The organism is Arthrobacter sp. SLBN-53 (assembly GCF_006715585.1).
Classification (GTDB): domain Bacteria; phylum Actinomycetota; class Actinomycetes; order Mycobacteriales; family Mycobacteriaceae; genus Mycobacterium; species Mycobacterium neoaurum_A.
Genome location: NZ_VFNN01000001.1, coordinates 1,072,799 through 1,089,493, shown reverse-complemented (window position 1 = coordinate 1,089,493; position 16,695 = coordinate 1,072,799). Strand labels below are relative to the sequence as shown.

Sequence of the window (16,695 nt, the reverse complement as noted above, 5' to 3'; positions counted from 1 at the left end):
AGACCTAAACTCTAGGTATGGCAATGGATTCCACGACCGTGCAGGGATGGTTCGACCGCTATGTGGATGTGTTCGCGGCGGTCGTCCGCGGCGAGAAACCGATGGCCGAGCTGGTGGACTGCTATGCCGTGCCGCTGATGCTGACCACCGACGCCGGTGCGATCAGCCTCACCACCGCCGACCAGGTCGTCGCGGTCATGGAAAGCCAGGTCGACGCGCTGCGGTCCCAGCGATATCAGTCCACCACGCCACTCAGCGCGGCCGTCACCGAACTGAACGCGTCCTCGGCCCTCTACCGCGGCGCGTTCGTACGGTGCGATACCGAGGGCGCCGAGTTGGGGCGTCTGGCGGTGACCTACCTGCTGGTCGACGGCCCCGAGCACCCACAGATCGCGGTGCTCGCCTCGCACGGCGGGTGAGGAGCTCATGCCGATCAAATTGGAGAACGTCGCCATCGCCGTCGAGGACCTGGACGCAAGCATCGCGTTCTTCACCGATCTCGGTCTCACCGTGATCGGCCGCGACATCGTCCGCGGCGAGTGGGCCGACACCGCGGTCGATCTGGACGGTAACCACTGCAAGATCGCCATGCTGCAGACGCCGGACGGGCACGGCCGGCTGGAGTTGTTCGAGTACATCCATCCGGCCGCGATCCCGACGCATCCGACCCGTCCGAACGAGATAGGCATGCATCGTGTCGCGTTCTCGGTCGACGATATCGATGAGGCACTGGCGATCGCCGCGCGGCACGGTTGCAATCCGCTGCGCGGTGTCGCGACCTATGGGGACGTATACAAGCTGACCTATATCCGTGGGCCCAGCGGGATCATCGTGATGCTCGCCCAGGAACTGACACCACCCTGATCGAGTTATCCACAGTTTCGGGTTCGTCCACAGGGACCCGCGACTGAGCTGCTGTCCGCCCGATGAGGTCGGGGTCTGTGCCTACCGTCAGGCGCATGGACACCGAATCGCCGGCGCAGCGCCTCTCCCGACGTATCGGTACAGGCCATGATCGCGCCGTAGATCCACCCGAGGCGGAGGACGCCGATCAACCGTCCGATGTTGCGTTGGCCCGTTGGCTTCCGGAGGGACCGGCGCCGCGCACTCTCGGTGATCGGGTGGCCGCGCTGCGTGCGGATCCAGGACGGGCCGGGGTCATGGCGCTCATCGGTGTCGGTGTCATGGCGGTGCTGGTGACGGTGTTCACCGTCGTGCGCAGTCCGGACCATCCGGTGAGTGCGGCCAATCTGCCACCGGTCCAGATGGTGTCGACGGCGAGTTCGCCTCCGGCCGCACCCCCGGGACCGGTGGTGGTCAGTGTCGTCGGCCTGGTGAACAAGCCGGGTCTGGTCACCCTGGAGGTCGGTGGCAGGGTCGCCGATGCGGTGGAACTCGCCGGTGGAGCGCTCGACGGTGCCGATCTGGTCGGACTGAACATGGCCCGGCGGGTGGCCGACGGAGAGCAGATCATCGTCGGTCTTGCGGCACCACCGGGATCGCCCTCGCCGATGGGCAGTTCGGTGCGATCGGCGGGCGAACCGTCCGGGCAGGCCGGTTCGGCGCCAACCGCCGCGACGGCCCCCGCAACCGCCGGCACCGATGGATCCTCGGCACGTGGCGCGGTGAACCTCAACACCGCGACCGCCGAAGAGCTCGACGCCCTGCCCGGCGTCGGACCCGTCACCGCCGCGGCGATCATCGCGTGGCGAGATGCCAACGGTCCGTTCAGCAATATCGACCAACTCGGTGAGGTGGACGGGATCGGTCCGGCCCGCCTGGACAAGCTGCGTGATCTGGTGGTCGCGTGAATGGCCGTCGCGATCAATCAGGAGCGTCCGATCGATATCCGGCTGGTCCCCGCGGCGTTGACGGCCTGGGCCGTGACCGCGGCAGGAATCGTGTGGCCCGGGTTGGTGCCGTGCGCAGTGGTGTTGGTGGCCTGCGCCATCACCGGCGTGCTGACGCGCAGGGGCGCAGTCCGGTTAGGAGCAGCGGGTGTCGCCGCCGTCGCGGTGATGGGTGCCGCCTTCGGCGTCGTGGTCGCGTTACGCAGTGCCGAGGTGCGCCACCATCCGATCACCGAGCGGTATGGGGACCGCGCCGTCGTGACGATCGCCGCCACCGAGTCGCCGCGATCATTGGGCCGCGGCCGGATGATGTTTCGGGCGGGCCTGCGGGAGGTGGATGGCATCCCGTCCTCGGGGATGGTGATGGTCTTCGCGCCGGTGTCGGATTTCGCCGGTCTGGCCGTGGGCCGCCCGGCCACCTTCAGCGCTCGGATCGGACGGCCGCTACGTGCCGATCTGACGGCAGCGGTGCTGACCGCGGCGGGTCGGCCCACACTGGGGGAGACGCCCATGGTCCGTCGCCTGGCCGGACATGTCCGGGAGCGGTTCTCCGCCGCTGCCCGCCGGGTCCTGCCCGCCGACCAGGCCGCAATGCTGCCCGCCCTGGTGCTCGGGGACACCTCGGCGGTCACGGCCACCACGTCCGCGGCGTTCAAGGTTTCGGGTCTCACCCATCTGACCGCGGTGTCCGGCGCGAACGTGACGATCGTGTGCGGTGCGGCGCTGCTGTCCGCGGCGCTGGTGGGGCCCCGGCCGGCGGCCGGGTTGGCGCTGGTGGTGCTGATCGCGTTCGTCATCGTCGTGGAACCGTCGGCCAGCGTGTTGCGGGCCGCGGTGATGGGCGGCATCGGCCTGTTCGCGGTGGTGTCACACCGCCGACGGCAGGCGATCCCGGTGCTGTCCTCGGCCGTGATCGCGCTGATGATGGTGGCCCCGCAGCTGGCCGTGGATGCCGGCTTCGCGCTCTCGGTGGTGGCGACGACCGCGCTGGTGGTGATCGCCCCCGGCTGGTCGCGCCGGCTGGTCGGCAGGGGCTGGCCCAAGCCGTTGGCGGATGCGCTCTGCATCGCCGCGGCCGCGCAGGCGGTCACCGCTCCGCTCGTCGCCGGGATCTCGGGCAATGTCAGCGTCTTCGCTGTTCTGGCCAATGTCCTTGTCGGCGCCGTCATCCCACCGATCACCCTGATCGGTACCGCGGCCGCCGCACTATCGGCGGTCTGCGCGCCGGTGGCCGAGTTGATGGTCCGGTTCACCGGTCCCGAGCTCTGGTGGCTGCTTGTCGTCGCCGACCGGATAGCCGGGCTGCCCGATGCCACGGTGCCCGTCCCGGCCGGGGCTCCCGGCATGGTCTTGGTGGCCGCGGCCACCATCGCGGTGATCGTCACCTGGCGGTGGCGGTGGGGCCGGACCCTCTCGGTCGCGGGTCTGTGCTGTCTGCTGGCGTGGACCGTCTCCGGCGTTGTCGGGTCGGCGTGAAACGATCACCGGGTGAGCGAGGGACTACATCTGGTGCTCGGGGACGAGGAACTGCTGGTCGAGCGCGCGGTGGCCGATTTGCTGCGCGCGGCACGCAAGCGGGCGGGCACCGTCGACGTCCCGGTGGACCGGCTCCGGGCCGGGGAGGTGAGTACCAGCGAGTTGGCCGAACTGCTCAGTCCCTCGTTGTTCGCCGAAGAACGCGTGGTGGTGCTGGAGGCCGCCGCCGAGGCGGGCAAGGATGCGGTGGCACTGATCGTCAGCGTGGCCGCCGACCTGCCGCCGGGCACCGTGCTTGTGGTCCTGCACTCCGGCGGTGGCCGAGCCAAGGCGATGGCAGATCAGCTCAAAAAGCTTGGCGCCGAGGTGCATCCGTGCGCCAAGATCAGCAAGCCTGCCGAGCGTGCTGATTTCGTCCGGCGCGAATTCCGGGTGCTGAAGATGAAGGTCGACGACGCCACCGTCACCGCGATCCTCGACGCGGTCGGCTCGGACATCCGCGAACTGGCCGCGGTCTGCTCACAGCTGGTCGCCGATACCGACGGGCAGGTCGATGTCGCCGCGGTCCGCCAGTATCACAGCGGCAAGGCCGATGTGAAGGGCTTCGAGATCGCCGACAAGGCGGTCGCCGGCGACGTGCCCGGCGCCACCGAGGCGCTGCGGTGGGCCATGCACAGCGGGGAACCTCATGTCGTGCTCGCCGATGCGCTGGCCGAGGCGGTGCACACCATCGCCCGCGTCGGCCCGATCACCGGCGACCCTTACCGCCTTGCCGGCGAACTGGGCATGCCGCCGTGGCGCATCCAGAAGGCGCAGAAACAGTCCCGACGCTGGTCGCGAGACCGGGTGGCCGAGGCCATCCGGGTTGTCGCCGCGCTCAACGCCGATGTCAAGGGGGCGGCCGCCGATGCGGATTTCGCCCTGGAGCGGGCCGTGCGCAGGGTCGCCGAGTTGGCCGCCGACGGCTGAGTGTTCCGGTGGGGCCGGTAACGGTTACCCGGGCACGCAAAAACCCGCGCGTGACGCGTGAGCGTCGACGCGCGGGTCGGCAGAGTCGACTCAGAGCTTGTTGACGGCCAGCGCCAGCGCGGACTTCTTGTTGGCGGCCTGGTTCTTGTGGATGACACCCTTGCTGGCTGCCTTGTCCAGCTGCCGGTTGGTCGCCACCAGCAGCTCGCCCGCCTTGTCCTTCTCACCGGCGTCGATGGCCTCGCGGAGACCGCGGACAGCCGTACGCAGGGAGGACTTGACCGACTGGTTGCGCAGACGACGGCGCTCGTTGGTCTTGATGCGCTTTTCCTGCGACTTGATGTTGGCCACGCGTGTTGTTCCTTCTCACCGTCGGTGTGATTGCTAAGTATTTGGCGCCCGGCGCAGCGATGCAGGCTGGGCAGCAGTGGTTCAGGTTACCAGCGGGTGTACCAATCCCCCAAAAGCGGCCGGACCAGCCTGCCGAAACGCCCGACTTACGGCAGCATGTGCACGGTGAGCCTACGAACCCTGCCCAACGAGACCGTACGCCCGCCACGTTCGACCTCTCGAACCAAAAAACAGCAGGTGGGGATCTTCGACGGTTACACCGAGTTCGCCGGTTACGGCGCGGCCTTCGATGAGATGTTCGACGGCTCCGGCAACGTCCGGCCGCCCTACAAGGGAATCTTCGCTGAACTCTCGCCGTCGGATGCCGACGAGTTGGAGGCCCGCACCGAAGCGCTGGGTCGCGCGTTCATCGACCAGGGCATCACCTTCTCGCTGTCCGGTCAGGAGCGGCCTTTCCCGCTGGACCTCGTTCCTCGGGTCATCTCGGCGGCCGAATGGACGCGGTTGGAGAAGGGCATCGCCCAGCGGGTCAAGGCGCTGGAGCTCTATCTGGACGACATCTACGGCGAGCAGGAGATCCTGCGCGACGGGGTCATCCCGCGGCGGCTGATCACCTCGTGTGAGCACTTCCACCGCGAGGCGGTCGGGATCGTCCCGCCGAACGGTGTGCGGATCCATGTCGCCGGGATCGATCTGGTCCGCGATGCCCAGGGCACCTTCCGGGTGTTGGAGGACAACCTGCGTTCGCCGTCGGGGGTGTCCTACGTGATGGAGAACCGCCGGACCATGGCGCGGGTGTTCCCCAACCTGTTCGCCTCGCACCGGGTGCGGGCCGTCGGCGACTACTCGTCACATCTGCTGCGCGCGCTACGCAAGGCGGCGGCGACCAACGAGGCCGATCCGACCGTCGTCGTGCTGACCCCGGGGGTCTACAACTCCGCCTACTTCGAGCACTCGCTGCTCGCCAGGCAGATGGGCGTGGAACTGGTCGAAGGGCGCGACCTGTTCTGCCGCGACAACACCGTCTACATGCGCACCACCGAGGGTGAGCGCCAGGTCGATGTCATCTACCGCCGGATCGACGACGACTTCCTGGACCCCATGCAGTTCAAGCCGGATTCGGTGCTCGGTGTCGCCGGTGTGCTCAACGCCGCGCGCGCCGGCAACGTGGTCATCTCCAGCGCCGTCGGCAACGGCGTGGGTGATGACAAGCTCGTCTACACCTACGTGCCGACCATCATCGAGTACTACCTCGGCGAAAAGCCGCTGCTGGCCAATGTGGACACCTTCCGCTGCTGGCTGGACGAGGAGCGCGAGGAGGTGCTCGACCGGGTCGACGAACTGGTGATCAAGCCGGTGGAGGGCTCCGGTGGGTACGGCATCGTGTTCGGACCGGATGCCTCAACCAAGGAACTCGCCACGATCTCGAAGAAGATCCGCGCCGACCCGCGCGGCTGGATTGCCCAACCCGTCGTGCAGTTGTCGACGGTGCCGACCAAGATCGGTGACAAGCTCGCCCCCCGGCACGTCGACCTGCGACCCTTCGCGGTCAATGACGGTGACGAGGTGTGGGTGCTGCCCGGCGGACTGACCCGCGTGGCGCTGCCCGAGGGGTCGCTGGTGGTGAACTCGAGCCAGGGTGGTGGTTCCAAGGACACCTGGGTGCTGGCGTCGCGGACCTCGGCCGCCGATCGGGAATTGGCCGCCGCCGAGGTGGTGCGCGCGCTGCCCGAGACGGTCAAGAACGGCCAGGCCTCGGTCGCCGAAAAGGCCTCGCGCAGCACCAAGGCGGGCCGGGACACCAAGGGCGACGGATCGACTCAGACCCAGCAGCAGCAGGCCCGCGAAATCCGTACCGCCCCAGAACAGCAACAGCAGCAACAACAACAGGCGGTGGTCGACTGATGCTGGCCCGTAATGCGGAATCGCTGTACTGGATCGGCCGCTATGTGGAGCGCGCCGATGACACTGCGCGCATCCTCGACGTGGTGGTTCACCAACTGCTCGAAGACTCCAGCGTGGACCCCGACCACACATCGCGGGTCCTGCTGCGAGTGCTCGATATCGAACCCCCCGAACAGCAGCTCGACGTGTGGTCACTGACCGACCTCGTCGCGTTCGGCCGGGATACCCAGGGCGGCTGCTCGATCGTCGAATCGATCACCGCCGCCCGTGAAAATGCCCGCGGGGCACGCGAAGTCACCTCCACCGAGATGTGGGAGTGCCTCAACACCACCTACAACGCGCTGGCAGAGCGGGAGCGGGCGGCTCGGCGGCTCGGGCCGCACGAGTTCCTCGCCTATGTCGAGGGGCGCGCTGCGATGTTCGCCGGTCTCGCCGATTCGACGCTGTCGCGCGATGACGGCTACCGCTTCATGGTGCTCGGCCGGGCCATCGAACGCGTCGACATGACGGTGCGCATGCTGCTCTCGCGGGTCGGCGACAGTGGTTCGTCGCCGGCCTGGGTGACGGTGCTGCGTTCCGCCGGCGCCCACGACACCTACCTGCGCACCTACCGCGGTGTCCTCGATGCCAGCAGGGTGGTCGAATTCCTGTTGTTGGACCGGCTGTTCCCGCGGTCGATCTTCTACTCCCTGCGCCTCGCCGAGCACAGTCTCGACGAGTTGTTGCACCGTAGGCACAATCGGGTCGGGGCGACCGCCGAGGCGCAGCGCCTGCTCGGACGCGCCCGCAGTGAACTGGAGTTCCTGCCACCCGGTGTGCTCCTGGAATCGCTGGAAGATCAGCTGGCGGCACTGCAGCAGACCTGTGTCAAGGTGGGGGAAGCGTTGGCGCTGCAGTACTTTCATTCCGCACCGTGGGTTGCCTGGACCGATGCCGGTCGAGCCGGCGGCACCGTCATCGAAGAGGGAGAGATCTGATGTGGCGTATGCGGGTGGTCCATGCAACGGGCTACGCCTACAAGTCGCCCGTCACGGCGTCCTTCAACGAGGCGCGCCTGACGCCACGCTCGGATTCCCGGCAGAACGTCATCCTGAACCGGGTGGAAACCGTCCCGGCGACCCGTCAGTACCGCTATGTCGACTACTGGGGCACGGCGGTCACCACGTTCGATCTGCACGCGCCGCACACCGAACTGGAGGTGACGGCGTCCTCGGTGGTGGAGACCGAGCAACCGGTCATCCCGGAGTCTTCGGTGACGTGGGAAGACCTGGAATCGGAGGCCGTGATCGACCGCTTCGACGAGTTGCTGACCCCGACGGTCTACACACCGGCCAGCAAGCGCATGGAGCGGGTGGGCCGCCAGATCATGAAGAATCACGACCCCCAGCAGGCGGTCATCGAGGCATCGCGATGGGTGACCGGTGAACTCAAGTACGTGTCCGGCACCACCGGCGTGCACTCCTCGGGCCTGGACGCGCTGCGCGAGGGCAAGGGTGTCTGCCAGGATTTCGCGCACCTGACGCTGATCCTGTTGCGCAGCATGGGAATACCGGCCCGCTATGTGTCGGGGTACCTGCACCCCAAGCGCACCGCCAAGGTGGGTGACACCGTCGAAGGACAGAGCCATGCCTGGATCCAGGCCTGGACCGGCGACTGGTGGCACTACGACCCGACCAACGACAAGGACATCAACGAGCAGTACATCAGCGTGGGTGTGGGCCGGGACTACGCCGACGTGACCCCGCTGAAGGGCATCTACTCGGGTGAGGGATCCACCGACCTCGACGTGGTCGTGGAGATCACCCGGCTGGCTTGACGCAGACGCCGGGGTGAACCTGCACCCGGTGCAGATCGTTGCCGAGTTCGATCTGTCGGTCGAAGGTGGTGGCTGCCAGCGCCCGCCACTGATCTTCGGTGCCCGGCGCCATGGCGGGCACGTAATGGGTCAGGATCAGGATGCCGACGCCGGCGCGCGCGGCGGTATCGGCGGCCTGTTCCACACTGGAGTGGTAGTCGCAGATGTCGCGCACCCGCTGCAGGGGCACCGCCTCGATCAGATCGCGACGAATCGCGGTGTGCACCAAAGCGCCTGCCCCGGAGGTCAGCGCATCAAGCGTGGCGCACGGCACCGTATCGCCGGCGAGCACCACCGAGGCGCCACCGTGATCGATGCGGAAGGCGATGGTCGGCGCGACCGGTCGGTGGTCGGTGGGCGCGACGCGCACCTGCACGCCGCCCTCATCCCACACCATCCCGTCGGTGTACTCGTGCACCTGCACCCGCGGTGGTCCGGTCAGATCGGCGTGGTGCTCCAGTCGGTAGGAGATGTCATGGCCGAACGCGGCCAGCATCGCCTTGACCACGTCGGCGGTGCCGGGCGGCCCGATGATGGGCAGCGGTGTGGGGTCGGGGTCGAAGGTGCCGATCCACCGGGTGATCAGGACATCGCCCAGATCGGCGATATGGTCGCTGTGTAGGTGGGTCAGCAACAGCGCGCTGAGCTGGGGCGCGCCGGAGCCCGCAGCGGCGAGTCTCTGCAGTACCCCGCGGCCGCAGTCGACGAGGAACGTCTGGTCCGCTGCGCGGATCAGGGTGGACGGGCCCGCCCGGTCCGGGTCGGGGATGGGGCTGCCGGTTCCCAACAGAGTCACCTCGATCATGGCCCACATATACCGCCGCAATCGTCCGCAGGTGGCAGATCCGACGTAGCCTGAATGTGGCGGAGGTCACATATCGCGGGAGGGCGTCATGCGGATAGCCGACGTACTGCGGAACAAGGGGTCGGCGGTGGCCACGATCGCACCGGAGACATCGGTGGCCGATCTGCTCGCGGGCCTGGTCGGGCGGAATATCGGCGCGATGGTGGTCGTCGGTCCGGACGGGCCGGTCGGCATCGTCTCCGAGCGCGATGTGGTGCGCCGTCTGCATGATCTGGGTCTGGATCTGCTGACCAGACCGGTCGGCGAGATCATGACCACGCATCTGGTGTTCTGTGCACCCGAGGACTCGGTCGACAGTCTGAGTGCGGCGATGACCCATCACCGGGTGCGGCACATCCCGGTGCTCCAGGACGGCCGGTTGGCCGGGATCGTGAGCATCGGGGACCTGCTCAAGAGCCGCATGCAGGAACTGGAGTCCAGCACGGAGTACTTGCAGGCGTACATCACGCAGGGCTGAATGGACGGGTGCGTGACCCACAGGTACGACCCGCCGCCCGTTCCGATGTCGACACCCTGGGCCGGGTGCTGGGCCGGGCGTTCTTCGACGATCCGGTGATGGCGTGGATGCTGCCCGACCCGCAGGCGCGTCGGCGCAAACTGCACAAGCTGTTCGCCGGACTGACCCGCCATCACCATCTGGCTCGCGGCGGGGTGGAGGTCGCCTGTGCGGAGTCCGGCATCGCGGCGGCGGCGCTGTGGGACCCGCCGGGTCAGTGGCGGCACACCGCGGCCGAGGAATTGCGTGCGGCGCCATCGATGCTGCTGACCTTCGGCGGTGCGGTGCGCCGCGGGATGCAGGTATCGGAGTTGATGAAGCGGTCGCACCCCGACGAGCCGCACTGGTATCTCGCCGTGATCGGCAGCGATCCGCAGGTACGTGGTGGCGGCTTCGGTCACGCGCTGATGCGGTCGCGGTTGGACCGTTGCGATGCCGAGTACGCGCCCGTCTACCTGGAGTCCAGCAACCCCGACAACATCGGTTACTACCAGCGCTTCGGCTTCGAGGTCACCGGAGAGATCACCCTGCGCGACGGGGGACCCGTCATGTACCCGATGTGGCGCAACCCGCGGTAAACCCGTCTGCGGTGCAAGCCGGTAGAGTTCGGTGCTGACCTGCAGGGGAATCCGGTGACAATCCGGAGCTGACGCGCAGCGGTGTGAGGCATGGCCTCGAGCCCGAATGCCTGCGGTCGTGCCACCGTCGACGGCTCCGCGTTTGGGCCCTGTACCGAAGGAAGTCACCGCCGTGCGGGTGATCGTCACGCTGCTCTGTCTTGTCCTCACCGTCACCGCCTGTGGCAGAGCGGAGGCGCCGGCTCCCGCACCCGCTGCCGCGGCCGTAGAAGCCGGCGGTACCAGCTATCCGCTGACGCTGCAGAACTGCGGCGTGCAGGTCACCTTCGAGCATGCGCCGCGACGCGCGGTGTCGCTGTATCAGGCCTCCACCGAGATCCTGCTCTCCCTCGGCCTGGCCGACCGGATGGCGGGCACCTCCACCTGGTTCGACCCGGTGCTGCCCGCGTTGGCCGCCGACAACGACCGGGTGCCCCGGATCGCCGACAACGACCCGAGCCTGGAGGCGGTGCTCGATCTGGAACCCGATCTCATCACCTCGGCGAGCGCCCATACGTTCACCCCTGCTGTCGTCGGTGAGCGCGCCCGCCTGGCCGAACTCGGCATCCCCACCTACCAGTCGCCATCGGTGTGCACCGACGCCATCGTCGACGGTGAGACGGTGACGCGTACCGCACCGCTGGAGATGGACACGCTGTTTCGTGAAATCACCGAGCTGGCACAGATTTTCGACGTCCAGGACCGTGGCGCGGAGCTGGTGAGCCGGCTCAGGCAGCGGCTCGACGACGCACCTCGGATCGCGGCGCGCGAGGCCACGGTGGCGTTCTGGTTCTCCGGGTTGCGCACCCCGTACCTGGCCGGCTGTTGTTCGGCGCCCGGGCTCTACGCCCGCGAGTTCGGCGCCACCAATGTATTCGCCGACGCCGCCGAGGACTGGCCCGAGATCAGCTGGGAGGCGCTGGCCGACCGCAACCCCGACGTGCTGGTGCTGGCCGATCTGAGCCGCAAACGCATCGACGGGGACGCCCTCGACACCAAGATTGCGTTCCTGGAGTCCAACCCCGTCACCCGGAACATGACGGCCGTTCAGCAGAAGCGCTACGTCGTGCTGACGGGCTCCGAACTCGACCCGGGTATCCGTCAGATCGACGCCGTGGAGAAACTCGCCGACGGTTTCGCGACGATCGGGGAACCGAAATGATCGTCCGCGCCGTGCTCGGCATCGCCGCCGTGTCGGCGCTGACCGCCTGCGGACAGTCGGCGGTCAGCGCCCGCAATGACGCCGCAAGCGCCGGTTATCCCATGACGGTGAGCAACTGCGGTCGCGATGTCGTCATTCCCGCGCCGCCGCAGCGCGCGGTCTCGCTGAACCAGGGGTCTACCGAGATCCTGCTGTCGCTCGGGCTCGCCGACCGCATGGTCGGCACCGCCACCTGGACAGATCCGGTCCGGGAGAATCTCGCCGCGGCCAACGCCACGGTTCCGAAACTGGCGGAGAACAAGCCATCGCTGGAGACGGTGCTCGACACCGAACCCGATTTCGTATCGGCATCCTTCGCCGGAACGCTCGGGCCCGGCGGCGTTGCCGACCGCGATCAGTTCGGGTCCCTCGGGGTGCCCACCTATGTGGCACCCAGTGATTGCGTGGGCAGGATGTCTGTGGACACCGACGGACCGCGTGACGAACCGTTCACCATGGCCGCCATCTACCAGGAGATCCGAGAGCTGGCACGCATTTTCGACGTCATCGAGCGTGGTGAGGAGCTGGTCGCCCAGTTGGAGCAGCGGATGCAGGCCAACCGGTTGCAGGTCGATGCCGATCTCGGGTACTGGTTCTCCGATATCCGAGCGCCGTATTTCGCCGGGTGCTGCGGCTCGCCGGGCGTCATCACCGACGCGGTCGGTGCGCGCAACATCTTCGTCGACACCACCGAGGAGTGGCCGCAGGTCAGCTGGGAGGTGATCGCCGAACGCGATCCCGACGTCCTGGTGCTCGCGGACCTGAGCCGGCGCACCATCGACGGTGACGCGCTGGATGCGAAGATCGCCTTCTTGGAGTCCAATCCGGTGACCTCGCGGCTGACCGCCGTGCAGCAGAAGCGCTACATCGTGGTCAACGGCGCCGACCTCAACCCGTCCATCCGCACCGTCGACGGCACCGAGAAGGTCGCCGACGGACTGCGCCGCTTCGGATACGCCGGCGCACGGTGACGCTGCGCACGCCCTCGTTGGCCGTCCTCTGGATACTGGGACTGGCGCTGCTGGTCGCCTCGGCGGCGGCGGCCATCACCATCGGCCCGGCGGCCCTGTCCGTCCGTGACGTCTATGGGATCGTCGCCGAACATCTTGGTGCCGGTCCCTCGGGCGCGACCAGGATCCAGGACGGCATCGTGTGGCAGCTGCGGTTGCCGCGGGTGCTGCTCGCCGCGGTATGCGGTGCGGGGCTGGCCCTGTGTGGTGCGATTCTGCAGTCGCTGCTGCGCAATCCGCTGGCCGATCCGTTCGTGCTCGGAGTGTCCTCGGGCGCCTCGACCGGCGCGGTGTTGATCGCGGTGCTCGGGGTCGGCGCGGGCGCGCTCACGCTCTCCGGTGGCGCATTCGTCGGAGCGGTGCTGTCCTTCGGGGTGGTGCTGCTGTTGGCGCATGCCGCGGGCGGCGGCACCGACCGGGTGGTGCTGGCCGGTGTTGCTGCCACGCAACTGTTCTCGGCGTTGACATCGTTCATCGTCTTGTCATCGGCCGACGCCGAGCAGACCCGGGGCGTGCTGTTCTGGTTGCTCGGTTCCCTTGCCGGGGTGTCCTGGACCGATGTCGCGGTCTGCGGTGTGGTGGTGGGCACCGGACTGGTGTGCTGTTTGGCCTACGCGCGGGCGCTGGACGCCTTCGCCTTCGGTGACGACGCCGCGGCCACCCTCGGGGTGTCGGTCCGGCAGGCCCGCATCGTGTTGCTGGTGATGACCGCGCTGATCACCGCCGCGCTGGTCAGCGCTGCCGGGGCGATCGGATTCGTCGGGTTGGTGTTACCGCACGCCGCCCGATTCGTGGTGGGGCCCGCGCATCTACGTCTGTTGCCGACGGTGGCCATCTTCGGCGCGGTGTTCATGGTGTGGGTCGACACGTTGGCCCGCACCGTGTTCGCGCCGCAGGAGCTACCCACCGGGGTGGTGACCGCGCTGTTGGGTGTGCCTGCGTTCGCGTTGATCCTGTTGCGCCGCCGGGGGATACCGGCATGAGCGCAGCTTGCAAGAGAATCGTCGACACATGAGCCTGCGCGCGGACCGGGTCGGCTGGACACGCTCGGGCCGAATGGTGCTCGACGGTGTCACCCTGAAGCCCGCGGCGGGCAGCACCGTGGGACTGCTCGGGCCGAACGGATCCGGTAAGTCCTCGCTGCTCAAGCTGCTCGCCGGGGTCGATCACCCCGACGACGGGGTGGTCGAACTCGATGGCCGTCCGATAGCCCGGATGTCGCGGCGCACCCTGGCCCGGCGAGTGGCGATGGTGGCCCAGCACGCCGAGACCGAGTTACACATCACGGTGCGTGATGTGGTGCGGCTGGGGCGGATCCCGTACACCGGCATGATCGGGACGGACACCGAGGGCACGGCGGTGGTGGACCGCGCGTTGGCAGCGACCGGGCTGACCGATATGACCGAACGGTTCTGGCAGACCCTGTCCGGCGGTGAGCGCCAGCGGGTCCAGATCGCCAGGGCGCTGGCCCAGGACCCGGACCACCTGCTGCTCGACGAGCCGACCAACCACCTCGACATCGCCCACCAGTTGGAGATCCTGGTGCTGGTCCGCCGGCTGGACATCACGACGGTCGTCGCGCTGCACGACCTCAATCTGGCGGCGATGTTCTGCGATCACATCGTGGTGCTGTCCGGCGGGATCGTCGTGGCGACGGGAATTCCCGCCGAGGTGCTTACCGAAGAGCTGATCGAGATGGTGTACGGGGTCCGATGCCGGGTCAGCGTCGAGGACGGGCTGCCGCATGTTCGGTTCGCGCTCGACTGATCAGGCGACCGGTTGGATCTCCCGATCGGCCAGCGAGTTGCCGGCGAAAGCGCCGCGGTAACGCGCGGCCGGATGGCTGTCGGGCAGCCGGTCACCCTTGCCGAGCAGCTTGTGGCGCAACGTACCCGACTTGTCGGTGCCGAGCAGGCCGCGCTCACGCAAGGTGGGGAACAGCCGGTCGGCCACCTCGCGGAACGATTGTGGAACCGTCGCGTGATAGACGTTGATCCCGTCCACACCGGCCTCCCGCCATTCTTCCAAGCGATCCGCGATCTCGGTGGGGGTGCCCACGACCCGGTTGGCGCCCTCCATCACCCATGCCATGTCGCGGATGGTGGGCTCCTCGTTGCCGGAAACCTCGGCGGCCCAGCGCTTGAAGCTCTGGATGCCGGTGAACTCACCGAGCTCACTGATCGGGGTATCCAGCGGCAGCCCGCCCGCGTCGATACCGGCATCGCCGAGTGCGTGCAAGGCGATGCCCTCCAGATCGAGGTAGCGCTTGAGTTCGTCGTTGCGTCGGATCGCGTCGGCATGGGTGTCGCCGATGACGAAGGACAGGCCTTGGGCAAAGGTGATGTCGTCGGGATCCCTGCCGTACTCGGCGGCCAGTGATCGGGTTTCGGTGGTCAGCTTGTAGGCATCCGCCGGTGAGGGGCTGCCGATGTAGACGCCCTCGGCATTACGTGCCGAGAACAGTTGGCCCGCGGGGGAGGAACCGGCCTGGAACAGCACCGGTGTGCGTTGCGGAGACGGTGAGGTGAAATGCGGTCCCTCGACGCGGTAGCGCGGTCCGACGTGGTTGATCCGGTGGATCTTCGCCGGGTCGGAATGCACGCTGCGCTGCTTGTCCTGTACCAGCGCGTCCTCGTCCCAGGAACCCTCCCAGAGTTTGTAGGCGACGTCGACGTATTCGTGGGCCCACTCGTAGCGCTCGTCGTGGGCGAGGGTGCCCTCGTGGCCGAAACTGCGAAACATGTTGGCGTTGAAGCTGGTCACGATGTTCCAGCCCAGCCGGCCCTCGGTGTAATGATCGAGTGAGGACATCCGCCTGGCGAAATTGAACGGGTGATCCTGGATGATCGAGCTGGTGAACACGATGCCGAGGTTCTCCGTCACCGCCGCGAGCGCCGACGCCAGCACCGAGGGATCGTTCACCGGGATCTGGATGCCCGCCTCGACCGATTTGCGCCAGTTGCCGTTCCACGGCGCGCGCAACCCGAAGACATCGGCGAAGAACAGCAGATCGTAGCCCGCCTTGTCGACCTCGGCGGCCAGCGAAGTCCAATGCCGCAAGGAATTGAACTTGTGGTTCTGCGCCTCCGGTGCCCGCCACAACCCGTGCAGCACGTGGGATGCGGTATTCATCACGAATGCCGAGTAATACAGCGGTTTACGGCGTCGGTCGGTCACGAGCTGGTGCCTTGTCCCGCGGAGTCCGACTCGCCGATCGGACCGAGGGTGTCGCGGATCAGGGCGTTGTCGGTGGTCTGTAGGAACTCGGCGATCTTCGGGTCGGAGAAGGTGGCGATCAGCTTCTCGACGTTCGGGTCGTCGAGATGTTTGTTGCTGACCACCAGGCCACCCTCGCTGCCTGCGGGTGCTGGATGGCGGTCCAGGATCTGATATTCGCGCAAGCCCGCGGCGTACACATCGGAGATGTGCACCACCACGGCGTCGACATCGGCCAGGCTGCGGGCCAGCTGGCCGATCGGTACCTGGATGAACTCGTAGTCCTTCGGGTTGGTGGCCACATCGCTGAGCTGGGGCAGCCCCTCGACGGTGTCCTTGCCGGGCTTCAGGGTGATCTGGCCGGCCTCGGCGAGATCCAGCAGGGCAATGGCCTGACCGGCGGGATCGTCACGCAGGGCGATCTTGGCACCGGCGGGCAGTTGGTCCCAGCTGTCGTACTTGTCGGAGTAGGTGGCCTGATCCCAGGTGAATGTCGGCGCCGCCAGCGTCAGCTCGAAACCGTTGGCGGCGATGGCATCGTTCAGGAACGGCTGGTGCTCGAAGAAGTTGCCGGCCACGGTACCGGCGTCGACCGCGCGGTTGATCTCGATCAGGTTGTCGATCTGTACGGGCTTTATGGTGATGCCGTGCTCGGGCGCGATGTTCTCGCTGATGTAGGCCAGTAGATTCTCGGCCGCGATATCGGTACTCCAGGTGGCCACCTCGAGTTCGGTGCCGAAGGGCTGGTCTCGATTGGCGTTCTGACTGTAGACGATACCGCCGACGACGACGGCAACCAGACCGGCGGCCGAGGCGATCCACGGCCAGCGCTTGCGCTGTCTGATCTCGATATCTGCCGTCGGGTTGTGCTGGTCTGTCATGTG

The 16,695-nt window shown here is 67.5% G+C and carries 18 protein-coding genes and 1 riboswitch; of the genes, 14 read left to right on the top strand and 4 right to left on the bottom strand.

The annotated features are described in order from the left end of the window. Nucleotides 1-17: 17 nt before the first annotated feature. The 5 genes from FBY28_RS05190 (at nucleotide 18) to holA (ending at nucleotide 4,295) form a co-directional block, all read left to right on the top strand. Entirely contained in the window at nucleotides 18-419 is a 402-nt protein-coding gene (locus tag FBY28_RS05190) for a DUF6841 family protein (protein ID WP_141864856.1), read from the top strand. A 7-nt stretch (nucleotides 420-426) separates the two neighbouring features. After that, a complete protein-coding gene (locus tag FBY28_RS05185; protein ID WP_141864854.1) occupies nucleotides 427-864 on the top strand; it encodes a VOC family protein in 438 nt (145 codons plus the stop codon). Between the two features lie 95 nt (nucleotides 865-959). Further along, a complete protein-coding gene (locus tag FBY28_RS26140; RefSeq protein ID WP_141864852.1) occupies nucleotides 960-1,811 on the top strand; it encodes a ComEA family DNA-binding protein in 852 nt (283 codons plus the stop codon). Further along, nucleotides 1,812-3,326: a ComEC/Rec2 family competence protein gene (locus FBY28_RS05175; RefSeq protein WP_141864850.1), complete on the top strand. Its 1,515-nt coding sequence runs from the start codon at nucleotides 1,812-1,814 to the stop codon at nucleotides 3,324-3,326. It begins immediately after the preceding gene. A 12-nt stretch (nucleotides 3,327-3,338) separates the two neighbouring features. Beyond that, complete coding sequence (gene holA, locus FBY28_RS05170) at nucleotides 3,339-4,295, top strand: DNA polymerase III subunit delta (RefSeq protein WP_141864848.1); 957 nt, start codon at nucleotides 3,339-3,341, stop codon at nucleotides 4,293-4,295. A gap of 90 nt (nucleotides 4,296-4,385) precedes the next feature. Here the strand turns inward: holA and rpsT are convergent, their stop codons facing one another. After that, nucleotides 4,386-4,646 carry a 30S ribosomal protein S20 gene (rpsT, locus tag FBY28_RS05165; RefSeq protein WP_019510654.1) on the bottom strand — a complete coding sequence of 87 codons (261 nt, stop codon included), beginning with the start codon at nucleotides 4,644-4,646 and terminating at the stop codon, nucleotides 4,386-4,388. Nucleotides 4,647-4,940: 294 nt separating this feature from the next. Between rpsT and FBY28_RS05160 the strand changes: the two genes are divergently transcribed. From FBY28_RS05160 to FBY28_RS05150, 3 genes are read left to right on the top strand one after another with little or no spacing between them, the layout of a single operon-like run. Next, nucleotides 4,941-6,551, top strand: a complete 1,611-nt coding sequence (locus FBY28_RS05160) for a circularly permuted type 2 ATP-grasp protein (protein WP_216848001.1) — start codon at nucleotides 4,941-4,943, stop codon at nucleotides 6,549-6,551. Then, nucleotides 6,551-7,528: an alpha-E domain-containing protein gene (locus tag FBY28_RS05155; protein ID WP_019510656.1), complete on the top strand. Its 978-nt coding sequence runs from the start codon at nucleotides 6,551-6,553 to the stop codon at nucleotides 7,526-7,528. The genes FBY28_RS05160 and FBY28_RS05155 overlap by 1 nt, the downstream gene beginning before the upstream one ends. A gap of 8 nt (nucleotides 7,529-7,536) precedes the next feature. Further along, entirely contained in the window at nucleotides 7,537-8,367 is an 831-nt protein-coding gene (locus FBY28_RS05150; RefSeq protein ID WP_216847508.1) for a transglutaminase family protein, read from the top strand. Here the strand turns inward: FBY28_RS05150 and FBY28_RS05145 are convergent. Beyond that, nucleotides 8,351-9,211, bottom strand: a complete 861-nt coding sequence (locus FBY28_RS05145; protein ID WP_141864842.1) for a ribonuclease Z — start codon at nucleotides 9,209-9,211, stop codon at nucleotides 8,351-8,353. The two genes, FBY28_RS05150 and FBY28_RS05145, sit on opposite strands and share 17 nt — an antisense overlap. 88 nt (nucleotides 9,212-9,299) lie before the next feature. On the opposite strand from FBY28_RS05145, the gene FBY28_RS05140 reads away from it, so the two are divergent. The 6 genes from FBY28_RS05140 to FBY28_RS05115 all read left to right on the top strand — a co-directional run bounded on the left by FBY28_RS05140 (nucleotide 9,300) and on the right by FBY28_RS05115 (nucleotide 14,362). Beyond that, nucleotides 9,300-9,728 (top strand): CBS domain-containing protein, encoded by a 429-nt coding sequence (locus tag FBY28_RS05140; protein WP_141864840.1) that lies wholly within the window; start codon nucleotides 9,300-9,302, stop codon nucleotides 9,726-9,728. A gap of 8 nt (nucleotides 9,729-9,736) precedes the next feature. Continuing rightward, nucleotides 9,737-10,345, top strand: a complete 609-nt coding sequence (locus tag FBY28_RS05135) for a GNAT family N-acetyltransferase (protein WP_141864838.1) — start codon at nucleotides 9,737-9,739, stop codon at nucleotides 10,343-10,345. A 2-nt stretch (nucleotides 10,346-10,347) separates the two neighbouring features. Continuing rightward, nucleotides 10,348-10,477, top strand: a riboswitch (cobalamin riboswitch). A gap of 40 nt (nucleotides 10,478-10,517) precedes the next feature. After that, the gene (locus FBY28_RS05130) at nucleotides 10,518-11,546 is read left to right on the top strand and encodes an ABC transporter substrate-binding protein (protein WP_141864836.1); all 1,029 of its coding nucleotides are present in this window, start codon (nucleotides 10,518-10,520) and stop codon (nucleotides 11,544-11,546) included. Continuing rightward, the gene (locus FBY28_RS05125) at nucleotides 11,543-12,556 is read left to right on the top strand and encodes an ABC transporter substrate-binding protein (RefSeq protein ID WP_141864834.1); all 1,014 of its coding nucleotides are present in this window, start codon (nucleotides 11,543-11,545) and stop codon (nucleotides 12,554-12,556) included. The genes FBY28_RS05130 and FBY28_RS05125 overlap by 4 nt, the downstream gene beginning before the upstream one ends. Then, entirely contained in the window at nucleotides 12,553-13,578 is a 1,026-nt protein-coding gene (locus FBY28_RS05120) for a FecCD family ABC transporter permease (RefSeq protein WP_174241541.1), read from the top strand. Before FBY28_RS05125 ends, FBY28_RS05120 begins: the two co-directional genes overlap by 4 nt. Nucleotides 13,579-13,606: 28 nt before the next feature. Next, nucleotides 13,607-14,362 (top strand): ABC transporter ATP-binding protein, encoded by a 756-nt coding sequence (locus FBY28_RS05115; protein ID WP_141864832.1) that lies wholly within the window; start codon nucleotides 13,607-13,609, stop codon nucleotides 14,360-14,362. On the opposite strand, the gene FBY28_RS05110 is transcribed toward FBY28_RS05115, so the two are convergent. Together FBY28_RS05110 and FBY28_RS05105 are read right to left on the bottom strand one after the other, a co-directional pair. Next, nucleotides 14,363-15,772 (bottom strand): LLM class flavin-dependent oxidoreductase, encoded by a 1,410-nt coding sequence (locus FBY28_RS05110; RefSeq protein ID WP_286177759.1) that lies wholly within the window; start codon nucleotides 15,770-15,772, stop codon nucleotides 14,363-14,365. Continuing rightward, entirely contained in the window at nucleotides 15,769-16,692 is a 924-nt protein-coding gene (locus tag FBY28_RS05105) for a MetQ/NlpA family ABC transporter substrate-binding protein (protein ID WP_141864830.1), read from the bottom strand. Before FBY28_RS05105 ends, FBY28_RS05110 begins: the two co-directional genes overlap by 4 nt. Nucleotides 16,693-16,695 lie beyond the last annotated feature (3 nt).